This window comes from Vibrio sp. NH-7 (assembly GCF_053643215.1).
Window position 1 is genome coordinate 177,176 of sequence record NZ_CM132187.1, and the last position, 25,899, is coordinate 203,074.

Genomic DNA, 25,899 nt, shown 5'->3' on the forward strand with positions numbered 1-25,899 from the left:
TTGAAAACCGTTGCTGTTATCGGATTGGGTAATATTGCTACCCGACATAGAAAAAATTTAAAGCAGTTATTCCCACAGTGCAGACTACTGGCTATGTCGGCGAGTGGTAGATTTCCAGCAGATCCTGTATCTGATTGTGACGAAGTCGTCTCTGGTGTTGACGAGATCATTCGCTCAGGTGCGGAACTTGTTATTGTTGCTTCTCCTGCTCCTTTCCACGCTGAGCATACAATCCCGTTATTGCAGGCTGGTATTCCAACATTGATTGAAAAACCAGTGACGACGCGTGTTGAAGATGTGCAGCACTTACAGACTGTTGTTGATAAAACGCAAACTCCTGTTGCTGTCGGTTATTGCTTACGTTACTTGCCTTCAAGCCAGGAAGTAAAAGCACTATTAGACAAGGGGGCAATTGGAGAGCTCTATAATGCGTATATTGAAGTAGGACAGTACCTACCTGATTGGCGCCCGAGTAAAGATTATCGAAGCAGTGTATCTGCTAATGCTGAACTAGGCGGGGGCGCACTATTAGAGCTCAGCCACGAGTTAGATTATGCACAGTGGCTTCTTGGTGATTTAACCATACGACACGCTCACCTGCGCTCTTCAGATGAACTGGGCTTAGAGGTGGAAGATTTGGTTGATGTTGTCACAACTACCCAGAGTGGTACTTTGATCAATATTCATTTGGATTTTTTACAGCGCCAAGCATATCGACGTTGTCGCTTTGTAGGCAGTAAAGGTACGGTTGAATGGGACCTGATTAAAAATGAGGTTAAGCAGACGAACCATACTGGTGAAAGTACTGTTTATAGTGACCCAGCTTGGGACAAAAACAAAATGTACCTCAATATGTTGCAAGACTTCATCAATATGACCAAAGACAATAAGCATAGTTGTATCGACCTTCAACAGGCTGGTAAAACGGTCGAGTTAATCGAAACAATTAAGCTGCATGCTAAAACTCAAACGAAAGGCTAGTTGACCCAATGAAAAACTATGCATTTATTTTTGTTCGCGGGGGCTCAAAAGGCTTACCAGGCAAGAACATTAAACCACTTGCTGGTAAACCCCTATTGCAATATTCGATTGAAACAGCGAAAGCCTGTGCATCGATTAGCGATGTTTTTGTTTCAACTGATGATAGCGACATTGCCAAAGTCGCCGTAGGTTGTGGTGCAACATTGATCGAACGCCCACAAGAGCTAGCAACAGACACAAGCCCTGAGTGGCTTTCATGGCGTCATGCTGTTGAGTGGGTACAAGCCAACTATGGCGACTTTGCTCACTTTATTAGTCTGCCAGCAACGAGCCCTTTACGCAGCGTTGAAGACGTGGAATCGTCAATCCTACAACTTCAGAAAGATTCCGCTGATATTTGTATTTCCGTGACTCCCGCAAGCCGCAGCCCATTTTTTAACATGGTAAAGAAAGATGAGCACGGCTTGGTTGAATTAGTGAATAAGCCAAGCGGTGAAGTGGCGAGGCGACAAGATGCCCCAGAAGTTTTTGATATTACGACCGTTGTTTATGCGACAACCCCTCGCTTTGTCTTAGATAATTACGGACTGTTCAGTGGCAAAGTGACGAGCATCGAGGTACCGAAGGAAAGAGCCGTAGATATCGATGATATTTATGATTTTAAACTAGCGGAAGCTATTGTTATGGGTGAAGAGTGATGAATGAACTTCTAAAGAGTAAGACGATATTAATTGCTGGAGCTGGAGGCTTATTGGGATCTCGTTTAGTTCCTGCTGTGCTTGCTCAGGGAGCAAAAGTTATTGCTGCCGATATCAATGTTGATGCAACGAAAGAACGTCTAGAGAGTGTGGGGGTTGAACTGGATAACGAATCACTCTCGTTAGTTGAGCTGGATGTGACTAATGAGCACTCAGTGAAGGCTTTTTTCGAGAGTTGTAATACGCCGTTAGATGGGGCAGTAAACACGACTTACCCAAGAAATAAAACCTACGGTAAGCACTTCTTTGATGTGAGCTTTGACAGTTTCAATGACAATCTGTCTCTGCATTTAGGGAGTGCGTTTTTATTTGTTCAGCAAGCTGCCGCTTATTTTAAGCGCACAGAACACCCTCTATCACTAGTGAATATTTCCTCGATATATGGTGTTGTTGCTCCGAAGTTTGATATTTATGACAACACTCCGATGACGACGCCAGTTGAGTACGCCGCGATTAAATCCGCGATTCAGCATTTGAGTAAGTACGCTGCAGCTTACGTCAATGACAGCCGTTTCCGTATAAACTGTGTTAGTCCTGGTGGGATCTTTGATCATCAACCAGACGCATTTTTGAAGGCCTACAAAAAAAACACCCATGGTGCAGGTATGCTAGACGTTAATGATGTAGTAGGTGCTATTTTATTTTTACTCTCAAAACAATCCCAATTTGTTACGGGCCAAAACTTAATCGTAGATGATGGTTTTTGTTTGTAATATCTATATTATTTATTTAAATTTCCAGAGTGTTTTTCTAACACGTTAATATTGAGTAGTAGAATGAAATTCGTATACCAAATTGTTGATTCACCAAGCCGTGATTTAGAGTGGAGACTATTCTTTGCATATGAGTTGCAAAAAAACGGGATATCTTCATGTGTTGGGCTCCCGCATGATATTGAACAGATTGTTAATATATCTAAGCATGCTCTTTTGGTAGGGCGTTTTGGGGGGAACAGTGGGCGAGGAGTTTTTGATAAAAGACTCATAAGAGCTATGAAAGAAAATAGCATAGATATGTTTTTTTGGCATGATGAAGGGGCATTCTACTTTGAAGATGAGTATGAATCTGCAGTCAAACGTATATATCCAGAGGATTACTTTGGAGAACAATATATGAAGCATATTTATTTTTGGGGAAAAAAACAATTGGAGGTGTTTGAAGATAATGAAAACAAAAATAAATTCAAGGTTTTAGGTAGTCCAAGGCTTGATTTGTTTAAAAGGGAATATGATTACTTCGAAAATGAACTAATTAGTAGAATTAAGAGTGATTTTGGTGATTTCACTCTTATCTGTAGTCGGTTTGCCGGTTTGAACCCTGTCAAAGGAGATATTACTTATACATCAAAGAGAATGTTGGAGATAAAAAAAGAAGCCAATTTGAAATCTCCCGATGAGATTCTCATGAAAGAGCTAGTAGATGTTTGGAGGAATGTTTCAATAGATCATGCGTTATTCATTTCATCTGTTTTTGAGCTATGTCATAGATACCCTAAAGAGAGTTTTGTATATAGACCACATCCAGCAGAAAACACTGCTCAAATTGAAGACATATTCAGTGTGCTTCCTAACGTAATTGTAAGTAAAGAACATGACTTAAGAACTGTTGCCAAAGCTTCGAAATGTGTGATCCATAGTGAAAGTACAAGTGGGCTTGAGTCAGCAGTGTCTGGTGTAGAAACAATTAATTTCGTAACAAATGTTATTAATAACAAAAAGCGTATTGCTGGTGTTAATTTAGTTGGCGAAATAGTCTCAAATTCAGATGATTTAATATCAGTGTTTGAAGATGTTATTAATAATACTAGTCGTTCTTCAAATTATGAGAAACCTTGCCAATTCGTCCGGAATTACAATTCTTACCATAATGCTATGAATGAATTAGTTGAAGATGTTAAATGTTACTACAAAAACGCTGATTATAAAACATCGTTAAATAAAGCTGATGTTTATAATGTTTTTAAAAACAAGTCAACTATTAAGTATCTAATAAGGAAGTTGTATGTACTTTTCAATGGGGTAATGGATTTTAGTGGCTCGGAATCAAAAAAAACAATTAAAAAAAGCGATATGAAAAGAATAAAAGACCTTTGGAAATCCTTTGGCGGAGATGTTAAAGATATTTCTTTCGTTAGTGGAGTGATATTTATTTGTGTTTCAGAATAAGAAGGGTTTACTTCAGAAAATAACTAATGTGCTCATTAGACTATTTAGCGTTGGAATTAGATTTTTTCTAACTCTGTATATTGCTAAGTACTTCCCGGAGGAAGCGCTTGGAACCTATGGGTTTATTATCGCTAGTGTAGTTTTTTTGATTTACCCTTTAGGATTGGAGTTTTATACATATTCTAATCGAGAGCTAATAAAAATTGAATATAGCCGGTGGGGGGATAAAATAAGCTCTCAATTGCTAATGCACTTAATCTTGTATGCTGTGTTTATTCCTTTATATTACCTTTACTATAAAGATACTGTTGTAAGTCCAGTTATATCGATGTTTCTTGTTTTAATTGTTCTAGAACATATTAATCAAGAAGCCTTTAGATTGCACATCATTATGGGCGATCAGATTAAAGCATCAATTAATATATTCCTTCGAAGTTCTATATGGGCCATTGTTTTTGTAGCTATGTCTTTTTTTATTGAACGTTTGATGAACCTTGAATGTTTAATGTTGTTTTGGATTTCTGGGCAGTTTATAGCTATTGGCTATTCGTATGTAACAATACTATTGAGGAATAAAATAAGTCTTAGTTGGATGTTTGATACCTCTTGGATAATGTCAAGTTTTAGAGTTATAATTCCGTTGTTTGGAGGTACGATTCTATTAAAATCCTTAAATACTATTGATAAAATAATTATTGAGGATTTGTTTTCAATAACTATTTTATCGGCATATGTGCTTTATGCGTCATTGGCTGGTTTGGTGCTTTTAGTTTGTGAGACTGCAATATTTTCTTTTAAATACCCTTTGCTGTTGAAGTTTTGGGGTAAAGATGATGCGAAATATAATGATTGTATAAGAAGCGTTTTTATTCAAACCACATTATGTTGTGTATTTTCCTCGTCTATCTTATGGCTCGGGCTTCCTTTTATTCTAGAATGGGTAGGTAGAGAAAATATTACTAATTTGAGTAGCATATTCAGTTTGCTTGTGTTTTCTAAAGTAGTTCATTGTTTCGGTTTAATTCCACATTATGCGCTTTATTCTGGTGCTTTCGATAATTATATAATGAGATCTACATTTTTGGGTTTTTTGGTGTTTATATTAATTGTTTATCTTGATCCAAGTAATATGGGTTTTTTACTAGTTCCAAGTGCACTTTTAGTTAGTATCTCAGTTATAGGTGCTAGTAAGTTATATTGTGCAATCAGGCTGGGAGTAATAAAGATATGAATTTTGAACGGGTAAGTTTTATATGCAATTAATAATGGTTGTTATCTTATTTACAGCATTTTTATTTTTATCTAAGAGTTCGTTACTATCGAGAACATTGGTTTTATTTATTGTCTCTACAATCATACTTTCATTTTTAGTTGTTTCACCATATGAGAATAGTGATACCGTACATTTTTTTTGGTACACGTATACGGCTTTAATACTACTTGCCTTTCTCTGGCCACTTCGACTGTTCAATTCAAAGCAAAGAACCGTTCAATCTATTTGCTCCATACAAAGAACTGTGCTTTACGTCATGTTGTTGATGGGGTGTTTTTGCTTGATTATTAATAGTTATGTTGTGTATAAGAATGTTGGCTTGTTAGTAGGAGGTGATTTAAATGTGGCTCAGTATAAAAATGGAGGAGACACACAAAACAAAATTAGATTAATAGTACCTTCTTTGGCATTAACTTTTACAAATATTTTCTCGCCATTAGGGTATTTGGCCTTATCTTTTCATTTTTATCTTTTGATTAAAGGTGGGCCATTGAAGTTGATATTGTTGACGTTGTTAGTTTCGTTGAACATACCTCTTAGTGGGATGATGGCGTTGTCGAGGGCATTCACTGTTGTCTTCTTATTAGAATACTTATTTATGTTCCTGGCCTTTAGTGGTTCGATGCCTGATTATATTAGAAAAACGATGGTAAAGTATGCGTCTGTATTTTTTTCTTTGATTGCTTTTCTATTTTTTATTATTTCTTACAATCGCTTTTCAGGTGACTATGGGTATTATAATGTTCCTCATGATAGTGTGATAAAAGACCCAACACTATATTCTACTATTGATTACTTAACTCAGTGGGTTCATAACGGTGTCGAGACCTTGGTTATTTTTGATCTAAGTTCAATGTGGTATGGTATGTCATTTTCCTCTTTGGTTAATAGAATATTATCTTCCGTTGGTATTGATGTTATGAGTTATGTGGATGTTAGATATTTACTTGTTTCAGATTATGCAAGCAGTTTTAATGGTTTGGTCTCCACAATAACATATGATTTTTCGCCAATAGGCGTTTTATTGTTTATGATGTTGTTCTATTTATCTTGTCGGCTAGTTGCACCTTCCGTTAATACTATTAAACTGTCGTCTATTTTTCTGTTGCCTTATCTGTTGTGCATGCCGTTGATGTTTTTTATGAATAACTTTGGCGGGTATATGAACTTACAAGTAGCTCTCGTATATTCTTTATTGTTTTTGATTTTAGGTAAACTTAGGGTAGGTGGTTTTGGTTAATCATGAATCAGATGTTATAAGTAGAGTTGCAAAGGGGCTTAATTTAAAAAGCGACTATGCTAATGAGATTTTTTTATACTTCCTCCTTCCCATAATCGAGGAGGAAATACTGGAACGTGGTTTAAAAGATGACTTTGAAATACTGGGTAAAATAAAAGAAAAAAATCCTTCTCGATTGTTTTTATTTATTTCATTGTTCTTTTTAATTCCGGCCTCTATCCTGGTTGGTTTTTTTATAGCTCTTATTTTAACTATTAGAAGTTTTTTTTTGCCGAGACCAGTAAAGTGTCATAACAGTCTGGTTTTAGTAAGAAGTCCAGCATCTCTCTCTAAGTTGAAAAATCAAAAGTTGTTCTTAAATTCTGATGTTTTATTCGATGATGTGTTTTTTAAAAAAACGGGTTGTCAAACTCTATATAGTTTAGATGTATTATTGTCATATAGGTTTTTTTTCCAGTTATTGCACGCGTTAGTTTTCGACGTAAAGAGCTTAGTTGAAGATGTGAGTGTTATCCAATCAAGGCTCTTATCTTGTCGAGTTTTACGTTTTTACGGCTTTAGACTTATATTTAAGTCCGTTTATCAAGTTGCTCTCGATAGGCACTTGGGAAATGACCAATATAATGTATTAATTACTGGTGAAAAAGAAGACAGATACGCAATGGCTCAAGCTAAAATTTGTTCTTCTAGAGGGGTTGAGGTTTATTGTATCCCTCATGGGTTGGAGTATGGCTTTAGTATGCCTGTAAGCGTTAACTTTGATAGATTTTATTGTCTCACTGAGAAGTCCATGAAAGTTTTAACACGTGTGGGAGATGAGAATACGATTTATTTGTATGATAACGATGTTGCAAATAATATGTTGTGCAGAAGTTTTTCTAACAACGTTGAGCATCAAAGTACTAGGTTGGTTTTTTTTCCTGAGTCTAGAGGCCTAGAAGTTAATCGGACAATAATTTCTTTACTCCTTAGGGAAAAATTAGATTTTCGAATTAAGCTCCATCCTTTAGATTGTAGGGATAATTATCTAGATCTAGTAGAGAATGATTTTTTTATTGAGGACCTCGATGCTGCACTTACCGGAAATGTTTGCCTTGCAAGGCGGTCTACCATTTTATTAGAGGCTGGGTTTAATAGTAGTATCGCATGTTCAATAATAATTAATGATAGCGATTCAATGTATGTGGAAAGTATATTTCCTTCACTTAGTTCTAGTTCGATTAAGAAGTTTAGTTGTGTAAAACAATTAACAGTATTTTTAAAGGATAATAATTTTGTTTAAAAGTAAGACGTTACTTATTACAGGTGGTACAGGCTCTTTTGGAAATGCCGTCCTTGACAGGTTCTTGAGCACAGAAATAAAAGAAATTCGCATATTTTCTCGTGATGAGAAAAAACAAGACGATATGAGGAAGAAATATAACTCACCAAAATTAAAATTTTATATTGGTGATGTACGCGATTACAATTCTATTTTATCCGCTACTCGTGGTGTAGATTTCGTTTATCACGCAGCAGCTTTAAAGCAAGTACCATCTTGCGAGTTCCATCCAATGGAAGCGGTAAAGACAAACGTTCTAGGCACTGAAAATGTGCTAGAAGCTTGTATCGCAAACGAAGTCTCTCGCGTTGTTTGTTTGAGTACAGATAAAGCAGTTTACCCAATTAATGCAATGGGTATTTCAAAAGCAATGATGGAAAAGGTTATCGTTGCTAAGTCGCGTAACGTGGACCCAGAAAAAACAGTTATTTCTACGACCCGCTATGGTAACGTTATGGCCTCTCGTGGCTCTGTTATCCCACTGTTTTTGCGCCAAATCATGAATGGCGATCCAATCACTATTACAGACCCGAACATGACTCGTTTCATGATGACTTTAGATGATGCAGTGGATTTGGTTCTACATGCATTCACGCATGGTGTAAATGGCGATATTTTCGTTCAAAAGGCACCAGCAGCCACTATTGAAGTATTGGTTGAAGCGTTGAAAGAAATTACGTCAAAGCCTGCCCATAAAGTCAACGTAATTGGCACTCGACATGGTGAAAAGCTTTATGAAGCACTATGTAGCAGAGAAGAAATGTTTGTTGCTGAGGACCAAGGTGGATACTACCGAGTTCCTTCTGACAATCGAGATTTAAACTATTCTCAGTATGTCGAAGAAGGGGAGCAAGATTTAAGCACTATTGAAGATTATAACTCTCATAACACAGAGCGCTTGGATGTTGCGGGTATGATTAAATTACTCCATAAGCTAGATTTTATTGCAGATATAGAAGCTGGCTGTGTAAACGTCCCTGAAGGTGTGTAATGAGAATTTTAATTACGGGTGCAAAAGGGTTTATTGGTAAAAACTTGTCTTTATTTCTTAAAGAGCAAGGTAAGTACGATGTAACTGAAATCGATCGCGATTCTTCTGAGAGTGAATTGAATGAAGCATTAGTTCAAACGGATTTTGTTTTCCATCTTGCGGGTGTGAATCGCCCTAAGAATGAATCTGAATTTAAAGAAGGTAATGCAGACTTAACTTCTCATATTGCCGGCATTTTGAAGGCTAGCGGCCGTAAAGTTCCTTTGATGATCAGTTCATCAACACAGGTTGTTAGTGACAATGCATATGGTGCCAGTAAGGCGGAAGCTGAGAAAGTTGTAGAAGCTTATGGTCAGGAAACAGGTTCGCCTTATTTCATCTACCGTTTCCCAAATGTATTTGGTAAATGGTGCCGTCCAAACTACAACTCTTTCGTTGCTACCTTCTGCCACAATATTCTCAATAACATTGAGATTAATATCCATGATCCTAAGGCGCCTGTAACTCTGGTTTACATCGATGATGTATGTAAGTGTTTGATGGCTTTATTAGACGGCGATACTCCATCGGGTGCAACTCAGGTCACTCCAGAGTACCCAACAACAGTGGGCTATGTTGCAGACACGCTTAAGGGGTTCAAAGCAAGTCGTGATAGCTTAATCACTGAAAATGTGGGTGTGGGCCTAGAGCGCGCCCTATATTCGACTTACTTAAGCTACATGCAGCCTAGTCAATTCAGTTACACCATTCCAAGTTATGGGGACGAAAGAGGCGTCTTTAGTGAAGTGCTAAAGACAAAGCAGGCTGGTCAATTCTCGTTCTTCACAGCTCATCCTGGAGTCACTCGCGGTGGTCATTATCATCACACTAAGAATGAAAAATTCCTAGTAATCAAAGGCCAAGCCTTGTTCAAGTTTGAGCATGTGGTCACCGGCGAACGCTATGAGCTAAGCGTAGACAGTGAAACCCCAGAGATTGTTGAAACGGTTCCTGGATGGTCACACGATGTAACGAACGTTGGCTCTGAAGAGCTGATTGTTATGTTATGGGCGAATGAGATCTTCGACCGAGAAGCCCCAGATACTATTGCTAAACCCCTGTAAGGTAAAATGATGAAAAAAATGAAAGTAATGTCAGTGGTTGGCACTCGCCCTGAAATTATTCGCTTGTCCCGTGTACTTGCTAAGCTTGATGAGCATTGTGAACACATCCTAGTCCACACTGGACAAAACTATGACTTTGAGCTCAATGAAGTTTTCTTCAATGATCTTGGTGTTCGAAAGCCAGATTATTTCCTAAATGCCGCAGGTAAAAACGCAGCAGAAACCATTGGCCAAGTGATTATCAAAGTTGATGAAGTGCTTGAGCAAGTACAGCCAGAAGCAATGCTTGTACTCGGTGATACTAACTCATGTATTTCAGCCCTTCCTGCAAAACGTCGTAAAGTGCCAATTTTCCATATGGAAGCGGGCAACCGTTGCTTTGATCAACGTGTTCCTGAAGAGACAAACCGCCGTATTGTTGATCACACTTCTGATATCAACCTAACATACAGCACTATTGCTCGTGATTACCTTCTTGCTGAAGGCTTACCTGCTGATCGCGTGATCAAGACGGGCAGTCCGATGTTTGAAGTTCTGAACCATTATATGAAGCAGATTGACGCTTCAGATGTTCTTCAAAGACTGGAACTGAACAAAGGCGAGTACTTTGTAGTGAGCTTGCACCGTGAAGAGAATGTGGACTCTCCGAAGCAACTAGCTAAGTTAGCAGAAACGCTGAATACGGTTGCGGAAAGTTATGGTTTGCCTCTTATCGTTTCCACTCACCCGCGTACGAGAAATCGTATTGAGGCACAAGGGCTAGAGTTTCATAAGAATATCCAGCTGCTTAAGCCAATGGGCTTCCATGATTACAACCACCTTCAAAAGAACGCAAAAGCGGTTCTTTCTGATAGCGGTACCATCAATGAAGAGTCTTCAATCATGAACTTCCCTGCGCTTAACATGCGTGAAGCACATGAAAGACCAGAAGGTATGGAAGAAGCGTCAGTAATGATGGTCGGTCTAGGGGTTGAGCGTGTGATGCAAGGTTTGAAAGTGCTTGAAAGCCAGCCTTCAGGCGAAACTCGTTTACTACGTCAAGTGGAAGATTACAGCATGCCAAATGTGTCTGATAAGGTGGTACGTATTATCCACTCTTACACAGACTACGTTAAACGAGTCGTTTGGAAAGAATACTAATCCAATGAAAATTCTATTCATTAGTCAGTTGTATGACCCTGAGTATTCCATTAAAGGTCACGCTTTAATGAAGCACTGGGTTGACCAAGGCCATGAAGTAGAAGTCATTACCACTTTCCCTAACTACCCTGTGGGGAAAGTGTATGACGGATATAAAGTAAAGCTAGTCGATGAGAGCTACGAAGATCAAGTCAAAATTACACGAGTTTGGTCCCACATATCTCACTCCAAATCGAAGTTATCTAGGGCGTGGAATTACATTAGTTTTACGTTGATGGCATTACTTTTTGCGTTGAAGTCAAAAAACGTTTCAGTGGTTTATACCTATCATCCGCAGTCTACAACGGGGTTGATTGGCATGTTAATGACGCTATTCAAACGCGTTCCGTACATTACCGATGTACAGGATTTGTGGCCTGATTCACTGACGGCAACGGGTCTTGGTAGCAATAAAATAGTGACTTCCTTGATCGGCGGTTGGTGTCGCTTAGTTTATAAATTCTCTAGTCAAGTTGTTGTTTTATCTCAGGGCTTTAAGAAGACTCTTGTTGAACGAGGAGTTAACGAAGATAAGATCGATGTAGTGTATAACTGGTGCCCAGAAGAAGCTTTGATTTCTTCGGCTTTGGGGCAGTCATCCTACAGCGTAACTTCTAACCGGACCGTTAAACTGGCGTATGCGGGTAACTTGGGCGCAGCACAAGACTTAAAGTCAGTGGTGCAAGCGATGGGGTTGCTGAGTGATGTTGATGTTCATCTATCTCTTATCGGGGGTGGCGTTGAAAGAGAAGCTCTTGAACAAGAAGTGAAAGACTTAAAACTTCAAAATGTCAGTTTCTTAGGGTATGTCCCTCCCAAAGATCTGTTTTCAGAGCTGGTTAATTATGATGCCTTACTGGTTCACCTTAGAGATGAACCTCTGTTTAAAATCACAATACCATCGAAAACTCAATCTTACACTGCATTAGCTAAGCCAATTATTATGGCGGTATCAGGTGAAACCCAAGATATCATTCGCGAAGGTGGATGTGGTTATTACCCAACGCCAAGTAACCCAGAATCTATAGCTGATGCGATCAGGGAGTTATCGAATGGTCGTGACGATTGGGTGTCGCTAGGGAGCAACTCTAGGAAGACTTATTTAAGTAAGTTTTCTTTGGAGAGTGGTTATCGCTCACTAGATTCAGTTTTAAAAAAGGCAGTATCATATGGAAATTAGAAACGCGACGTATGATGATGTTGAACGCATTGTAGAGATCCATATTAATGCGTTTGAGGGCTTCTTTTTGACTTTCTTAGGGCCTAAATTCTTACGTCTTCTATACAAAGGTTTCATTGATAAAGGTGTGTTACGGGTCGCTGCTTTAGATTCGAAAGTTATTGGCTTTTCTGCAGGTACAGAACAACCGGAAGTCTTTTTCTCAAACTTAAGGAAAGAAAAGTGGCTTTCATTCTTCTTAGCCGCTACGCCAAGTCTAATAAAAAAACCATCTTTAGTTTTCAAAAAACTTTATGGTGCACTTTTCTATAAGGGTGACTCCGTTGAAAGGCTCAATAATAGCTTTTTACTAAGTAGTTTAGCCGTTGACCCTCATTCTGAAGGTAAAGGTATCGGTAAGTTTCTACTCAATGACTTGAATGAGATACTATCTGAGAAAAAGACTTCTGAGACCGTTTATTTAATTACTGATAAGAATGAGAATGGTTCTGTATTGGGCTTTTACAACAAATGTGGATTCTCAATTGAGTCAGAGTTTAAGCAGTCTGGTCAACGAGAAATGTTAAGATTAATAAAATCAATTGAGGTCGTTTGAAGAGATGAGTACAGATTTTTTACCGTTTGCGCTACCTGAAATTGGCGAAGAAGAAATTGCCGAAGTTGTAGATTCATTGCGCTCTGGCTGGGTAACAACAGGCCCTAAGGCTAAACGGCTTGAAGAAAATTTCGTCTCGTTTTTAGGTCGTGAAGACCTTGAGGCGGTGGCTGTAAACTCAGCGACTTCTGGTTTGCACCTAGCTTTAGAGGCAGTAGGAGTCGGTGAAGGTGACGAAGTTATTTTGCCTACTTATACCTTTACCGCAACCGCAGAAATTGTGCGTTACCTTGGTGCGACACCTGTGATGGTTGATATCGAGCCTGAGACGTACAATATGTCAGTATCGGCTTTTGAAAAAGCGATCACTGATAAAACAAAAGCAGTTATACCAGTACACTTTGCTGGCTATGCATGTGATATGGACTCCATCTTGAGCATTGCTAAGTCCCACGGCATTAAAGTCGTTGAAGATGCCGCACATGCTTTACCAACCCTGTATAAAGGTCAGCTAATTGGCACTCTAGATAGCGATGTCACAGTGTTTAGCTTCTATGCGAATAAAACAATGACGACAGGTGAGGGGGGGATGTTGGTGACTAGCTGCCCTGATATAGCAGCTAGATGTAAGGTAATGAGGCTGCACGGTATTAGCCGTGACGCATTTGATCGTTACACCTCAACTAAGCCAGCTTGGTCATATGAAGTGGTCGCTCCCGGCTACAAGTACAACATGCCTGATATCGCTGCTGCAATAGGTATCCATCAGCTGGCTAAGTTACGCTCTTTTCATGATAAGCGCGTTTCAATGGCCGACTATTACAACAGAGAGCTTCAGGGGTTGTCTCTTATGACACCTCCATGTCCAGAAAATATTGCAGAACATGCTTGGCATTTGTACCCAATTAAGCTCGATGCTACCGCGATTAACCGCGATAAATTCATTGAGGAAATGTCTGCTATCGGCATTGGATGCTCTGTTCACTTTATACCTCTTCACTTACATCCTTACTGGAGAGATGAATACCATTTGACTCCTGAAATGTTCCCTGTGGCGCAAGACCTGTTTGAACATGAAGTTACCATTCCGTTATATACCAAGATGACCGAAGCGGACGTGGCGCGAGTGGTGAAATGCGTTAAGCAGGTACTAAACAATGTTTAAGCGCACATTTGATTTAATCAGTTGTATTGTGGGGCTGATGCTGCTTGCCCCGCTTTTCATAATCGTTGCGATTTGGATTAAGCTAGACTCTTCAGGCCCGATTTTTTTTCGTCAAGAAAGAGTGGGTAGAAATGGTGAAGTTTTTAGAATACATAAGTTCAGAACCATGCGTAGTGATTCTGAAAATAAAGGGCGTTTAACCGTTGGAAAAGACAGTCGAATTACTACTTCAGGGCACTTTCTTAGAAAGTCCAAAGTAGATGAGTTGCCTCAACTTATCGATGTGCTGCTAGGTAAAATGAGCCTTGTTGGTCCGCGACCAGAAGTTCAAGAATTTATCGACGAATACCCAAGCGATATTAGAGACATTGTTCTTTCTGTCAGACCAGGTATTACAGATGAAGCATCTATAGAAATGGTAGATGAAAATGAAATATTAGGAAAATATTCCGATCCAAGAAAGGCTTATATTGACGAAGTTCTCCCTATTAAACAAAAGTATTACGTCGATTATGTTGAAAATAAAAGCTTTTTTGGCGATATAAATATAATTATTAAAACTATCATGAAAATAATAACTCGTTAGAATGTTTCACAGCAAGGGAAGTGATGTCCTTTGATGATGAAATCGGTTTTCAATATATTCGTGATTGGCTAGAAGAGACTGAATACATGCAACGTCTAAATAAAATTTGGCAACTGGCGCGATGGAAGAAGAGAGCTATATCAATAACGATTGATGCAATTATAATCTTGTTCGCATTGCACTTAGCTCTATGGGTAAGGCTTGGTGATGTGCTGCTGTTGAATGATAATTTATTGCTCATTGGTTTAACTGTTGTCTCAACGGTGCTTATTTTTACCAGAATAGGACTCTATAGAGCAGTACTTAGATATCTTACATTTCAAGCCTTGTTCGTTGTAACTGCTGGTGCCGTGTTGTCTGCCATATCTTTGGCAGTCTTTGCTTACTATCTTCAAGAACCAATTCCGCGCACAGTACCTATTATTTATGGAGCTTATCTAGCATTGCTGTGCGGCGGTTCTCGCCTCGTAGTTCGAAACTTAGTTGCGACAACAACTTCTAACAGTTTACTCCAGGACGTGTTGATTTACGGAGCAGGTTCTTGTGGTAGGCAGCTGGCAGTAGCACTTCGAGCTTCTGAGAGTTATAGAGTTAGAGCTTTCATCGACGATGACTCTACATTGACCAATACTATTATTTTAGGTTTGCCTGTAGTTGACTTAAATAAAGCTGAAAAGTTAATTGAAAAGTACAGTATTACAAAGATTTTATTAGCTATCCCAAGTGCTTCTCGATCTCGCCGCAAGCAAGTGTTAGATCTATTGGCACCATTACCAGCTGAGATTCAAACTGTGCCAGATATGGCAGATATTGTCTCAGGCAAAGCAAAAATTGATGAACTGACAGATGTTCCTATTGAAGATTTGTTGGGACGTGATGCAGTAGCTCCACAGCAAGTTCTAATGGAAGCCAACATCAAAGATAAAATTGTAATGGTGACGGGAGCAGGCGGTTCTATTGGTTCAGAGCTTTGTCGTCAGATTTTAAGACAAGAGCCAAAAAAGCTAGTGCTATTTGAGCTTTCAGAGTTTGGCTTATATCAAATAGATCGTGAACTGGCTATATTGAAAGAATCAAAAGGTTTAGATGTAGAGATCGTACCTTTGCTAGGCTCAGTTCAGCGCGCACATCGATTACTAACAGCGATGAAGTCATTCAAAGTAGAGACCGTGTATCATGCCGCTGCATATAAGCATGTGCCTCTGGTTGAGTATAATGTAGTCGAAGGTGTACGTAATAATATTTACGGGACTTACTATACCGCAAAAGCAGCGATAGAGGCAGGAGTGGAGTCATTCGTTCTTATCTCAACAGATAAAGCGGTTCGTCCTACCAACGTCATGGGCACTACAAAGCGTATGGCCGAGTTGGGCTTACAGGCATTGGCTGAACAAGAAAACCAGAAGGAAAATGGTACCCGTTTCTGTATGGTTCGCTTTGGTAATGTACTTGGCTCTTCTGGCTCTGTAATTCCTCTATTCAAAAAGCAAATCAAAGCTGGAGGGCCTCTAACGGTGACTCATCCAGATATAACCCGTTTCTTTATGACAATTCCTGAAGCAGCTCAGTTGGTAATACAAGCAGGGGCTATGGGTAAAGGAGGGGATGTGTTTGTGCTTGATATGGGAGAATCGGTAAAAATTACCGATCTTGCTGAGAATTTAATTAAGCTTTCGGGTCTTTCAGTTAAAAGTAATAAAAATCCTCATGGCGATATAGAGATTCTATTTTCTGGCCTGCGACCAGGAGAAAAACTGTATGAAGAGCTTTTGATTGGAGACAATGTCGATAAGACCGCCCATGAAAGAATTATGACTGCAAATGAAGTTTTTTTACCAATTGATGAGTATGAGGAGTTGCTTGAATCCCTGGATTTTGCTTGCCATAATCTTGAACATGAAGCAATTCGCCAGATTCTTTTAGATGCACCAACCGACTTTAAACCTACAGATGGTATTGGAGACCTAGTATGGAATGTTTCGACAGCATCAAAAGAGCGAGTAGCTAGTTAAATTAGTGGGGCTTAGGGTAAAAATATACTAAGCTCATCATATAATCTAGTCGGTCTTTGCGTTTATTCACACTTGGATAAACGCAAAGAAATCTCCCCGCCAATAAAACTCTCAACCCCATTATCCGTTTCTAATAGCACGGCACCTTGCTCGTTTATACCACGGCAAATACCAGTGATTTCACGGGGCCCCATAATGAGCTTGATTGGGCGGTCTAAGAAATTGTCTAGGCGGTTCCAGCGGGTTACGAAACCTTGCATCCCCTTGAGCTCATAGTCGGTGAGGGCTTGGTGTAGCGTGTTGATCAGTGTTATCGCGAGCTCGTTTCGGTCAAGTATTCCCGTGTTTTCAACATCCTTTAGGCTAGCCCAAGGTTGGGTGATGCCTTCGGTTTTCTCAGGCATCATCAGGTTCATGCCCATACCTATCACTAAGTTAGCGGCCGCCCCCGCTTGGCCCGACATTTCTACCAAAATGCCAGCTAGCTTCTTGTCTTGGTAATAGAGGTCATTCGGCCATTTGAGTTTCACTCCCTCTAGGCCTAGTTTTTCCAGCGCCTCGACTATCGCTACTCCGACAACCAAACTAAGCCCCATAGCCGCCGCCATTCCGGCATCTAGCCGCCAGTACATCGACATATACAAGTTAGCACCAAAAGGGGATACCCACTCGCGGCCGCGACGTCCTCTCCCTTTGGCTTGGTACTCTGCAAGGCAAACCGATCCTGACTGCAAGGTGTCTGCCCTATCTAAGAGATATTGATTGGTAGAGTCAATGACGGGGATAAGCTCGACCAAATTCCCAAACCGTGCCTGAAGTATGCGTTCATCTAAAAGTTGCATGGGCTCGGCAAGTTGATAGCCTTTTCCCTGCACTCGATAAACGTCTACTCCCCACGCTTGAATGCCTTTAATGTGTTTACTGATTGCTGCGCGAGAGACGCCAAGCATAGTGCCAAGTTCTTCCCCTGAATGAAATCCGCCTTGAGCAAGTGCGCGTAATATGGCCAGTTTGATGGAATGTTCTTTCATATCAGGCCTCTATGATCTTGTGTAAGTACGTTTCGCTTGTGTGATCCATAAAGCGAACTTCATGCTCTAGTTTGACGTCAAATTTGGCTGACACACAGGCGCGTACCTTTTCTGCAAGGTTGACGACATCGGTGGCGCTTGCTGAGTCTCGGTTGACTAACACAAGTGCTTGGTTGGGGTGGACTTGTGCTCCGCCGACCTTAGTGCCTTTTAAGTGGCATTGATCTATCAACCAACCGGCCGCGAGTTTCATACCGCTTTCTGCCGGGTAGGCGATGAGATTAGGGAATCGAAGTTTAAGCGTTGAATATTGCTCATGCGATACGATAGGGTTTTTGAAGAAGCTACCTGCGTTCCCCGTCACAGCTGGGTCAGGCAGTTTCTCCATCCGTACCTGACAAACGGTCGAGTAAATCTGTTGAGCTGTTACAGCCTCTGCATCAAATTGTTGCAACGGGCCATAGTTGATATTTGGCTGCCAATCTTTAGCGAGTTTGAGGCCAACAGCAATAATGATCGCTTTTTGATAAAGCTGATGCTTGAAAATCGAGTCTCGATAGCCAAATTGACATTGCTCAGCCGTCATTCGATGTACCTTAAATGTCTCTAAGCAAAGAATATCGACATATTCACAGATGTCTTTCAGCTCAACGCCATAGGCGCCAATATTTTGGATAGGAGCACTGCCCGCGCATCCTGGAATCAGTGCTAGGTTTTCTAACCCATTGTAGCCTTGCTCGACCGACCATTCGACCAGTGCTGGCCAATCTTCGCCGGCGCTTACGTGCAAGTGCCAGTGATGCTCGCTTTCGTTGACCTTTTTGCCCATCAAGCGGTTCACCACCACAACACCATGAAACGGCTGAGTGAAAAGCATATTGCTGCCTTTCCCAAGCATTAGTTTCGGTAGGTCTTGCCATTCAGGTGTCTGATACGCCTCGATGATATCCTCGATAGAGTGGGCTTCGACCAAATAGTCGCAGGTCTGAGAGATAGAAAAAGTATGGTACGCCGAGAGATCGGCTTGAGTCTGAATTTGCATCACTAATATCGAGTCAACTAAACTGCGCACATTCTACCTTAAAAACGGATTAGGCGATAATGAGCAGCTTAACCATCGATGTGTTAGACCCGATAAAACTGCCACTCGTGGCGAGGCTATACAAGCAGTATTACCCTTCTGGCAAAGCAAAAAAAGATGAACTGACAATAGTGGGGTATTGGAAACAGCAACTTGCTGCTGTTGTTCGCTTTCGTTCCATTGAGCAGTATCGCTTACTCACAGGAATGCTGGTGGTGCCGGACCAAAGAGAGAAAGGGCTTGGGCATCAACTGATGGCTTATTGTCAAGGCAAAGTGCTCACAGACCTTGATTACTGCTTTGCTTACCAGCATCTGGAGTCGTTCTACGCGCAGCATGGGTTTGTTATGGTCGAGGAAAGCGCATTACCCAATGCGCTTAGACAGCTCTTTATTCGTTACTCAGCCAGTGGCAAAAAATTGGTGGCGATGCATTATCAAACGTCATGAATAAGGCTTTGATGTTTATCAATGCAGGCTAATTTGCCAAAGGGTGTTTCATGATGCTGTGAGCTAAGGACAATTCTTACTCAGTCAAGGTACAATCTGGGGCGGCAAATCTAGGTATTTTCTACCATATTTTGCTAATATCGCTCTCCACTTTAAGTAAAGGTATTACATCCAACATGATGACCAATAGGAATATATTCGAAAAACTGCCCACTCTGGCGCAAGATCCGGCTCAGTTTGAGACGCTCTACGCGGCAAGAGACTTTAGAACTCGTTTTATTGAGGCGATTCAAAAGGCAAGTAAGCGAATCTACCTTGTCGCGCTCTATCTTGAGGATGACGAAGCTGGCCGAGAAATCTTAACGGAGCTTTATGAAGCGAAACAGCGCAACCCAGGCTTGGATATTGCGGTGTGTGTCGACTGGCACCGAGCTCAGCGTGGGTTGATTGGTGCGGCGCCTGGTGAAACCAATGCCTCTATGTATAAAGCGTTCGCCGATAAGTACCCGCACAAAGTGCCTGTTTATGGTGTCCCTGTTCGTGGTAGAGAAGTGTTTGGCGTGCTTCATCTAAAAGGGTTTATCATCGATGACCAAGTTATCTACAGCGGCGCTAGCTTAAATAACATTTACTTAAACTACAAAGAACGTTACCGCTTCGACCGTTACCACGTGCTAGGTAATAAAGCGCTGGCTGACAGCATGGTCGATTTAGTGCAGAAAGAGATGATCGCGCACCCTGCGGTCAATGATCTTGCTTGCCCCACCAAGCCAGAGACGAAAGAGATCAAAGCGCAAATTCGTCAGCTTCGTGGTTCTTTAGCGAAAGCGAGCTACCAATTTACACCTGAGTCGGTGTCTGCTGATCAGGTCGCAGTGACTCCTATCGTGGGTGTCGGGAAAAAGCGTAATAAACTCAATCAAGGCATCAACCAATTGCTCGCCTTGGCAAAGGATGAGATCTTCATTTGTACGCCATACTTTAACTTTCCGCGCAGTGTCGCCAAAGAAGTCAAAAAAGCGATTAAGCGCGGCGTGAAGGTGACGATTGTCGTCGGTGATAAAACCGCTAATGACTTTTATATTGCCCCAGACCAAGAGTTTAAAACCATCGGTGGTTTGCCGTACTTGTACGAGCGTAACTTGCGTCAGTTTGCAAAAGCGAACGAGGCCAATATTGCTAGCCGCAAACTCTCTATCCATCTTTGGAAGCATGATGAAAACAGCTACCACTTGAAAGGCATTTGGGTCGATAAGCGTTATATGCTGATTACCGGTAATAACCTGAACCCGCGTGCGTGGAAGCTAGATCTAGAAAACGCGATTCTAATTCAAGATAACTACCATCATTTAACCGAACAGTTTGAGCAAGAAGTGGCGAATATTCTTCAACATACGCATTTGATTTGCACGTATAAGCAGTTGGAGAAGTTTGAGAATTACCCAGAACCCGTGCAAAAGCTGATGCGTAAGATTACGCGTGTAAAAGCAGATCGAGTGTTAAAGCAGATTCTTTAGTGAAAGAACAGCATAGGACTTAGTAGAGAAAGTAAGGGCAGCGTGTTTACGCTGCCCTTTTTGTTTAAGGTGCAATGAATGCTTGACTAAATGCCATGCTGTCTTGGTGAGCCAGTGCAGCTTGACGTTGACTATTCTCTTGCTGGCTACGGATTATAGAAATAGTGTCCACATCTGATGTGGTTTGATAGCCATTATTTTCCACAGCTTCGGCATTGAAATTAGATGAGATAAAGGTTAGTTCAACCTCTTGATCGTCGCTAGTTTCAAAGAGAGATACTTCCTTTTTATTAAGAGCGGCATTCGCCCAAACAGCGTCGATGTTACTATCTTCAAAGGCCATCAATGGTTGGTTTAAGTTTGGTTTCCCGTAAATCGTTTGATGAATCTTATTTCCATTATTCTCTACCGCATATAGTGTCGAGCGCTGCAAATCCATTGTCGTTGGAGCGGCACTATTATAGCCATTTAAACAAAACGAGGTTACAGATAGCCCACAGCTTGAAACTAAACTAAGAGAGGAGGCTGGTGTCGGCATATTAAGATCTGTGAGGCTGTTTAACTCATTGATACCGTTGTCGGGATTTTCGATGTGTTTGGTGTACTCTGTATTCCACGTTTTGTGCGTCGCCTTAACATGCACATAGTAGTCTTCGGATAGTTCAGCCGCATAGCTATAGGTACCATCGGTGAGAGGGAGTGATTGCCACAGAATCGCCCCGGAGTTTTGACGGTATATGTTGAGTTTCGCAGAATTCAGGGTTGTATCTGTTCCATCTAGTGTATACCAAGGGGTGGTATGATTTGTTACATTTACTAAATCGACAGGGTTGTTACTGTCTTGTGTAGCTGAAGCTGCGATAAAACGGTACTGCATCAAATCTTTATCACTGCAACCACTCGTTGAGCGACAAAGTCGAGCCGCTAATACTTCTTTATTGGTTACGCTATTGTAAGCAATATTATTCGGTGAAGTGCTTTCTTGATCGTCCGTTGTAGATCGGAAGACGAAGAAGCCATTGCCATCTCCCTCATCATCAATATAACCATTGTAATCTGTTGTAGATGGTTTAATTTCTGTATTGCATGAGACTCGACTATCCCAGTCGTTAAAGGTATTGACGGTAAAGCGGGTTGGGATGAAATCTTTTTCGATGGTTAGTATGTCATATATACCACCTCGAGAAGTCGACACGATGCTGATGTAGTCTCCGTCTTGCACCAAACTCTGGTTGATGTTTATCGTTCCACTTGTGGGTTGATAAGAGCTTTTCCAAGTTCCATCTGACGAGTGGATGTGAAGCTTGATGTTCGCTCCCTGTGCTTTTTGAGCTATGTACGACTTAGTATTGCCACTATTCGTTCCATATATAGCGCAATTTCCTTCTGTTCCGAAAGTGACAGATTTCAACGCTACGAAGTCAATGTTGTACTTAGGTGTAGAAGGTGTTGAACCGCCACCACTGCTTCCACCGCTTCCGCCGCCACAGCCTACCATTAGGGCAGGTACGGTCAGTAATAGAGCACTCTTTGCTGCTTTCATCGTCAATTTTTTGTCCTAAGTCAATCTAGTCTGCTAACTTTCTAGCAATAAATGTGCCTTGAACGTTCGGTCTTTGGGCATTGTAGTATCTCATCACACTTCACTTAGCCTCTAGAGCTAAAAAGGGCTGATGTTCTCACATCAGCCCTTAAACTAGCTCACAATATCGTTATTCAACGCTACTAGGTCTTTGGCCCCATTGCGATCTCGCATCAGTCTTATCAAATAAGTAGTACTGCTTGCGAAGCATTTGGCCACCATCACGAGTGATCGGTTCCCATGCAATTTGTGCTCGACTCGTGCTCGGCTTGATGGTCATGATGTCCATCGGAATTGAGACGTAGAAGCCTTTGTTGTAACTGCCTTCACCATATTCTTCTGCTGTTAAATCGGTAAAGGTGGCGTACGCACCAACAATAACTCCTGACTTAAACTGTTTCGAAAAGTCGATGCGAGCTCCCATATCGCCACCAAGGAATTTGCCCGCACTAACTTTCAACAAGGTGCTGTCTAAGAATTGCCACTGCGGCATATAGTAGCCAGTCACGTGACCAGTTGTACCTTGGCTCAGTACATAGGCTTGGCATTGCGGGATAGGGTCGTTACATGCGGCTTCATCGTAAAAGAAGTAGTCTTCGCTAAAAGTACCAAACCAGGAATCAGGGTCTCGCTGGCTGATTAAGTTAGCATCCGCACCGATTGCCCAATTGGCGTTAAGTGGTCGATAGAGTACTTCACCACCAACACCGGCAAACATGGATTCCAAGTAGCCGCCATATATTTGGGTGTAAACCGACTTGGTTGGTTGCTCAAACCAAGTGAGTTGCAATCTGTTCAAACGGATTGGGTTGTCGTGCACATAGGCTCGGAACATAGTACGCACACGAGGCGTAGCATAGTTGCGCACGTGCGGTGAGTACTCAACGTAGTTAAACTTGTCGTAGTTGTCGGTTAAGTTGAAATAAACAGAGCCAGCTAACTCGAGATTATCCGTAAGCCAAAAGTTAGACTTCGCGTTAAGGCCGATGCTGTACAAGTAAAAATCTTCTGGTGCACCAATGCTTTGTTTGAGCACAGGATCGATGCCGTAATCCCATCGTTGTTTGGTTGAAGCGAGTGTATTTGTTACGGTTTCCTCAGTAGGTTCAGACGTTGAAAAGCTATCTTCAACGTTTGCATCGATTGCCATATGATTGGCTGCTTCGAGGTACTGGCTACGATCGATGGTTGTTTCTGTTAGAGGCATTCCATCTTCAGTTTCGATGACTTTAAATGTCTTGATTGAATTATCGCTGCTGTTAGACAAAATGGTTGCGGCGCGATCCAACGCTTCGTTTCTGTCACGGTATTTTCTCTGTTCACCTTTTACGGTAAGCGTATCGCCCTCTTTCGTGAGAGTATTTTGCTTGTATCCCGCGTTGCGCTCGATTCGCTTAGCAACGATCTGCCAATCAGTGTCAGCTTCTGTTGGTCTGAGTTGAGCCTGTGGTTTTGGCTCATCACGCCAAATAGCTTTCATGTCATTGAAATTGGTGTCGATGTTAAAGCCCAGTGTCAGAGTATCCCCACGTTGATAGCTCAGTTTCGCATCTGCCCAATCGGTTAAGCGGTAGTTCACCCCAAAGTTCCAAGGAGTATGCTGAGGCATGGACTTACCGCCACGGGTGACCGGGAAATCTTGGCTATAGTCGTTGCTGTCGTACTCAACCTTTATACGCAAAGGCTGGTGAGGGGTCTGGTATTCAATGCCACCAAACACGGAAGCTGGACCCTTAAACCAACGCTCAAAATCCACACTGCCGCCAGTGCCTTTAAAGTCAGTTGGTCGAGTGCAATACTTGTCACTGAATTTACAAAATGGATTCGTTACATTACCACTTTGGCCCAAATAACCCCAGCCCAAACCAAGAGTGAAATCAAGATTGCCAAAGCGTTTAGTTGCCGCAAGGTATTCCGCGTCAAATAAGCCGGTTCCGCCAAAATCACGTACTCCTATAGAGGTCTCTGGCAGCCAATAACTTTCCTCAAGTAAGCGAATTTTAAAATCAATACCTTTGTCGGTATACGAGTTATCGCCGCTGTATTCAGGATCATTACTGAAATACAGATCGGGGACTCGGGTGTAGCGAATCGTGGTTTCAAGCCAACTCATTAATTGTAGAGACACCATATAATGATGATAATCATCATTGAAGCTCGCCCCCATATTGAATTCGCCTTCAGCTGCCATCCGAGCGGTTGGCGTTTGCATAAGGCCTGTGCCGCCGAAATCTGTTTGCGAGACTTTCCAAGTCGCATCACTTGCAAAAGTCGGTACAGAAAGAAGAGTCAGCGTGGAGAGGATTAAAGTGGGTTTGTTGTTTTTCATTTTGCACTTTTTCTCATTGTGATTAGCTGAACAATTTGCTGTTCAAGTTGCTGTACTTCTTTGTTGCTAGAGTTGAAACCAATAATAATAACACTGCCTGGAGTGAGTGATGTATTTTGACTGTTCCAATAAGCATATCCGCTACGCACAAAGTTCCCATCAGGGTAAATAACCCACGCGTAACTCGGATGAGCTGTTTTTAGTAGATTGAGTCGGCTAAGGTAACCAGAGAGCGATAATGACTCGTCAAACTCTACGTCTTGCGGTGTATACAAAGCACCTTCAAATGAGATCGTCCGAGTGCGCTCTGGAGTAATCAACTCGTAATTGCCTTGAAGCATCGGGTTGTCGGCAGCATCGGTCCGTATTTGGTCAAAGTCGAGGTCAATTTTCTCTCGATAAGCGACAGTCCAACTTTGAATCTGTTGTTTGAATACACCTGCGACTTCCTCAGAAATAACCTGACCATCGACTAGAGCTTGCAGTTTCTCAAGCACATCTTGTTTCTCTATATCGGCTTGAAATTGTTTGTCTAGATTAAATAATTGATTGGCAAGAGGGTAAACAGTCGGTTGTGTTGCCCCTTGCAGAGCAATGACATCAGTAAACACTTGCTCAATACGAACGGGGTGAGGGTACTCTAGGGCTAGCTGATCACCAGGGAGTGATATGCTTAGCTCTGTGGCATAAACTGGAGCCGGAATAAGTAGACAGCCAAGCAACACTCTACCCAGTATAGATTTGACACACTTGTTCAATAATCGATTCATAGTAATGACTCAACGTAAGGCTTTAATACTTCAAATTCAACTTCTAAAAGGTGAGGGATTAACTGTTGATGGCTTCTTACTACGTTACCTTGCTCATCAATCCAGTAATTGTTTTCCATCACTTGTTGACTGTGATTGAAAGTGACAACTTCTTTAATATGACGGGTCTGTTTTTCCCACAGTAGGGATTTCGTCACCCCTGTACCAACAGGGTAGCTTTCTACTTGAGCACGCTGAGAAAAATGGTAATTCGGTTGCCAATCATATTCTGTTTGCCAAGCTATTGTGTCGCTTGTCGGTACAGCAAGTTGGGTAGAAGAAGAAAGTCCAACGAGATTGGCACCAGGAAGGCGATTGGTTTTGACAATACGGCCGTTTTCTGTGGTGATCATTGCTTTGTCGCTAGAAAACCATTTTAGCTGGGTATTACCAGTCACAGGGTTGGTTTCTGCGTAGGCAAGCACCATAAATAGCTGCGGCCCCCGATTAATGCGCGCGTACATACTGGCATAAGGCAGATCTGCGACATGTTCTTGAGCATGGGTGAAATCGTCAAAGCCAAACAGAGCTTCATCAAGTGTCGAATTCACA

General features: G+C 41.4%; 23 protein-coding genes. 17 read left to right on the top strand and 6 right to left on the bottom strand.

The window, feature by feature from the left end; genetic code table 11:
* From ACUALS_RS00900 to ACUALS_RS00970, 15 genes are all read left to right on the top strand, one after another.
* Entirely contained in the window at window positions 1-981 is a 981-nt protein-coding gene (locus ACUALS_RS00900; RefSeq protein WP_454448664.1) for a Gfo/Idh/MocA family protein, read from the top strand.
* A gap of 8 nt (window positions 982-989) precedes the next feature.
* Complete coding sequence (locus ACUALS_RS00905) at window positions 990-1,679, top strand: acylneuraminate cytidylyltransferase family protein (protein WP_152468005.1); 690 nt, start codon at window positions 990-992, stop codon at window positions 1,677-1,679.
* Complete coding sequence (locus tag ACUALS_RS00910) at window positions 1,679-2,452, top strand: oxidoreductase (protein ID WP_454448665.1); 774 nt, start codon at window positions 1,679-1,681, stop codon at window positions 2,450-2,452. The genes ACUALS_RS00905 and ACUALS_RS00910 overlap by 1 nt, the downstream gene beginning before the upstream one ends.
* Window positions 2,453-2,515: 63 nt before the next feature.
* Entirely contained in the window at window positions 2,516-3,904 is a 1,389-nt protein-coding gene (locus ACUALS_RS00915) for a surface carbohydrate biosynthesis protein (protein WP_454448666.1), read from the top strand.
* On the top strand, window positions 3,891-5,135 hold the full coding sequence (locus tag ACUALS_RS00920; protein WP_454448667.1) for a hypothetical protein: 1,245 nt from the start codon (window positions 3,891-3,893) through the stop codon (window positions 5,133-5,135). The genes ACUALS_RS00915 and ACUALS_RS00920 overlap by 14 nt, the downstream gene beginning before the upstream one ends.
* 322 nt (window positions 5,136-5,457) lie before the next feature.
* A complete protein-coding gene (locus ACUALS_RS00925; RefSeq protein WP_454448668.1) occupies window positions 5,458-6,417 on the top strand; it encodes a hypothetical protein in 960 nt (319 codons plus the stop codon).
* Complete coding sequence (locus ACUALS_RS00930; protein ID WP_454448669.1) at window positions 6,410-7,699, top strand: hypothetical protein; 1,290 nt, start codon at window positions 6,410-6,412, stop codon at window positions 7,697-7,699. Before ACUALS_RS00925 ends, ACUALS_RS00930 begins: the two co-directional genes overlap by 8 nt.
* Complete coding sequence (locus ACUALS_RS00935) at window positions 7,692-8,729, top strand: polysaccharide biosynthesis protein (RefSeq protein WP_454448670.1); 1,038 nt, start codon at window positions 7,692-7,694, stop codon at window positions 8,727-8,729. The genes ACUALS_RS00930 and ACUALS_RS00935 overlap by 8 nt, the downstream gene beginning before the upstream one ends.
* Window positions 8,729-9,832: a UDP-2-acetamido-2,6-beta-L-arabino-hexul-4-ose reductase gene (gene wbjC / locus ACUALS_RS00940; RefSeq protein ID WP_454448671.1), complete on the top strand. Its 1,104-nt coding sequence runs from the start codon at window positions 8,729-8,731 to the stop codon at window positions 9,830-9,832. Before ACUALS_RS00935 ends, wbjC begins: the two co-directional genes overlap by 1 nt.
* A 9-nt stretch (window positions 9,833-9,841) precedes the next feature.
* On the top strand, window positions 9,842-10,972 hold the full coding sequence (gene wecB, locus ACUALS_RS00945; protein WP_454449210.1) for a non-hydrolyzing UDP-N-acetylglucosamine 2-epimerase: 1,131 nt from the start codon (window positions 9,842-9,844) through the stop codon (window positions 10,970-10,972).
* 4 nt (window positions 10,973-10,976) lie between these two features.
* Window positions 10,977-12,191 (top strand): glycosyltransferase family 4 protein, encoded by a 1,215-nt coding sequence (locus ACUALS_RS00950; protein ID WP_454448672.1) that lies wholly within the window; start codon window positions 10,977-10,979, stop codon window positions 12,189-12,191.
* Window positions 12,181-12,786: a GNAT family N-acetyltransferase gene (locus tag ACUALS_RS00955; RefSeq protein ID WP_454448673.1), complete on the top strand. Its 606-nt coding sequence runs from the start codon at window positions 12,181-12,183 to the stop codon at window positions 12,784-12,786. The genes ACUALS_RS00950 and ACUALS_RS00955 overlap by 11 nt, the downstream gene beginning before the upstream one ends.
* A 4-nt stretch (window positions 12,787-12,790) precedes the next feature.
* Window positions 12,791-13,951, top strand: coding sequence for a DegT/DnrJ/EryC1/StrS family aminotransferase (locus tag ACUALS_RS00960; RefSeq protein WP_454448674.1), 1,161 nt, complete (start codon window positions 12,791-12,793; stop codon window positions 13,949-13,951).
* Window positions 13,944-14,537, top strand: a complete 594-nt coding sequence (locus ACUALS_RS00965; protein WP_454448675.1) for a sugar transferase — start codon at window positions 13,944-13,946, stop codon at window positions 14,535-14,537. The genes ACUALS_RS00960 and ACUALS_RS00965 overlap by 8 nt, the downstream gene beginning before the upstream one ends.
* Before the next feature lie 86 nt (window positions 14,538-14,623).
* Entirely contained in the window at window positions 14,624-16,549 is a 1,926-nt protein-coding gene (locus ACUALS_RS00970) for a polysaccharide biosynthesis protein (RefSeq protein WP_454449211.1), read from the top strand.
* 62 nt (window positions 16,550-16,611) lie between these two features.
* Here the strand turns inward: ACUALS_RS00970 and birA are convergent, their stop codons facing one another.
* A complete protein-coding gene (birA, locus tag ACUALS_RS00975) occupies window positions 16,612-17,580 on the bottom strand; it encodes a bifunctional biotin--[acetyl-CoA-carboxylase] ligase/biotin operon repressor BirA (RefSeq protein WP_454448676.1) in 969 nt (322 codons plus the stop codon).
* 1 nt (window position 17,581) lies between these two features.
* Window positions 17,582-18,622, bottom strand: coding sequence for a UDP-N-acetylmuramate dehydrogenase (murB, locus tag ACUALS_RS00980; RefSeq protein WP_454449212.1), 1,041 nt, complete (start codon window positions 18,620-18,622; stop codon window positions 17,582-17,584).
* A 59-nt stretch (window positions 18,623-18,681) separates the two neighbouring features.
* Here murB and ACUALS_RS00985 point away from each other — a divergent pair, with 59 nt between their 5' ends.
* Both ACUALS_RS00985 and pssA read left to right on the top strand, forming a co-directional pair.
* Window positions 18,682-19,110: a GNAT family N-acetyltransferase gene (locus ACUALS_RS00985; protein ID WP_454448677.1), complete on the top strand. Its 429-nt coding sequence runs from the start codon at window positions 18,682-18,684 to the stop codon at window positions 19,108-19,110.
* 176 nt (window positions 19,111-19,286) lie between these two features.
* Window positions 19,287-20,627: a CDP-diacylglycerol--serine O-phosphatidyltransferase gene (pssA, locus tag ACUALS_RS00990; RefSeq protein WP_454448678.1), complete on the top strand. Its 1,341-nt coding sequence runs from the start codon at window positions 19,287-19,289 to the stop codon at window positions 20,625-20,627.
* A gap of 64 nt (window positions 20,628-20,691) precedes the next feature.
* Here pssA and ACUALS_RS00995 read toward each other — a convergent pair whose 3' ends face one another.
* The 4 genes from ACUALS_RS00995 to ACUALS_RS01010 form a co-directional block, all read right to left on the bottom strand.
* The gene (locus ACUALS_RS00995; RefSeq protein ID WP_454448679.1) at window positions 20,692-22,170 is read right to left on the bottom strand and encodes a hypothetical protein; all 1,479 of its coding nucleotides are present in this window, start codon (window positions 22,168-22,170) and stop codon (window positions 20,692-20,694) included.
* A gap of 169 nt (window positions 22,171-22,339) precedes the next feature.
* Window positions 22,340-24,538 carry a YjbH domain-containing protein gene (locus ACUALS_RS01000; RefSeq protein WP_454448680.1) on the bottom strand — a complete coding sequence of 733 codons (2,199 nt, stop codon included), beginning with the start codon at window positions 24,536-24,538 and terminating at the stop codon, window positions 22,340-22,342.
* Window positions 24,535-25,308: a capsule biosynthesis GfcC family protein gene (locus ACUALS_RS01005; protein ID WP_454448681.1), complete on the bottom strand. Its 774-nt coding sequence runs from the start codon at window positions 25,306-25,308 to the stop codon at window positions 24,535-24,537. The genes ACUALS_RS01000 and ACUALS_RS01005 overlap by 4 nt, the downstream gene beginning before the upstream one ends.
* Window positions 25,305-25,898 carry a YjbF family lipoprotein gene (locus ACUALS_RS01010; protein ID WP_454448682.1) on the bottom strand — a complete coding sequence of 198 codons (594 nt, stop codon included), beginning with the start codon at window positions 25,896-25,898 and terminating at the stop codon, window positions 25,305-25,307. The genes ACUALS_RS01005 and ACUALS_RS01010 overlap by 4 nt, the downstream gene beginning before the upstream one ends.
* Between the last annotated feature and the right edge of the window lies 1 nt (window position 25,899).

Excerpts from the sequence above, each read along its gene's own strand:
- ACUALS_RS00905 (WP_152468005.1), top strand. The coding sequence starts at position 990 with ATGAAAAACTATGCATTTATTTTTGTTCGCGGGGGCTCAAAAGGCTTA.
- ACUALS_RS00910 (WP_454448665.1), top strand. The coding sequence starts at position 1,679 with ATGAATGAACTTCTAAAGAGTAAGACGATATTAATTGCTGGAGCTGGA.
- ACUALS_RS00915 (WP_454448666.1), top strand. The coding sequence starts at position 2,516 with ATGAAATTCGTATACCAAATTGTTGATTCACCAAGCCGTGATTTAGAG.
- wbjC (WP_454448671.1), top strand. The coding sequence starts at position 8,729 with ATGAGAATTTTAATTACGGGTGCAAAAGGGTTTATTGGTAAAAACTTG.
- wecB (WP_454449210.1), top strand. The coding sequence starts at position 9,842 with ATGAAAAAAATGAAAGTAATGTCAGTGGTTGGCACTCGCCCTGAAATT.
- ACUALS_RS00950 (WP_454448672.1), top strand. The coding sequence starts at position 10,977 with ATGAAAATTCTATTCATTAGTCAGTTGTATGACCCTGAGTATTCCATT.
- ACUALS_RS00955 (WP_454448673.1), top strand. The coding sequence starts at position 12,181 with ATGGAAATTAGAAACGCGACGTATGATGATGTTGAACGCATTGTAGAG.
- ACUALS_RS00960 (WP_454448674.1), top strand. The coding sequence starts at position 12,791 with ATGAGTACAGATTTTTTACCGTTTGCGCTACCTGAAATTGGCGAAGAA.
- ACUALS_RS00965 (WP_454448675.1), top strand. The coding sequence starts at position 13,944 with ATGTTTAAGCGCACATTTGATTTAATCAGTTGTATTGTGGGGCTGATG.
- ACUALS_RS00970 (WP_454449211.1), top strand. The coding sequence starts at position 14,624 with ATGCAACGTCTAAATAAAATTTGGCAACTGGCGCGATGGAAGAAGAGA.
- birA (WP_454448676.1), bottom strand. The coding sequence starts at position 17,580 with ATGAAAGAACATTCCATCAAACTGGCCATATTACGCGCACTTGCTCAA.
- murB (WP_454449212.1), bottom strand. The coding sequence starts at position 18,622 with ATGCAAATTCAGACTCAAGCCGATCTCTCGGCGTACCATACTTTTTCT.
- ACUALS_RS00985 (WP_454448677.1), top strand. The coding sequence starts at position 18,682 with ATGAGCAGCTTAACCATCGATGTGTTAGACCCGATAAAACTGCCACTC.
- pssA (WP_454448678.1), top strand. The coding sequence starts at position 19,287 with ATGATGACCAATAGGAATATATTCGAAAAACTGCCCACTCTGGCGCAA.
- ACUALS_RS00995 (WP_454448679.1), bottom strand. The coding sequence starts at position 22,170 with ATGAAAGCAGCAAAGAGTGCTCTATTACTGACCGTACCTGCCCTAATG.
- ACUALS_RS01000 (WP_454448680.1), bottom strand. The coding sequence starts at position 24,538 with ATGAAAAACAACAAACCCACTTTAATCCTCTCCACGCTGACTCTTCTT.
- ACUALS_RS01005 (WP_454448681.1), bottom strand. The coding sequence starts at position 25,308 with ATGAATCGATTATTGAACAAGTGTGTCAAATCTATACTGGGTAGAGTG.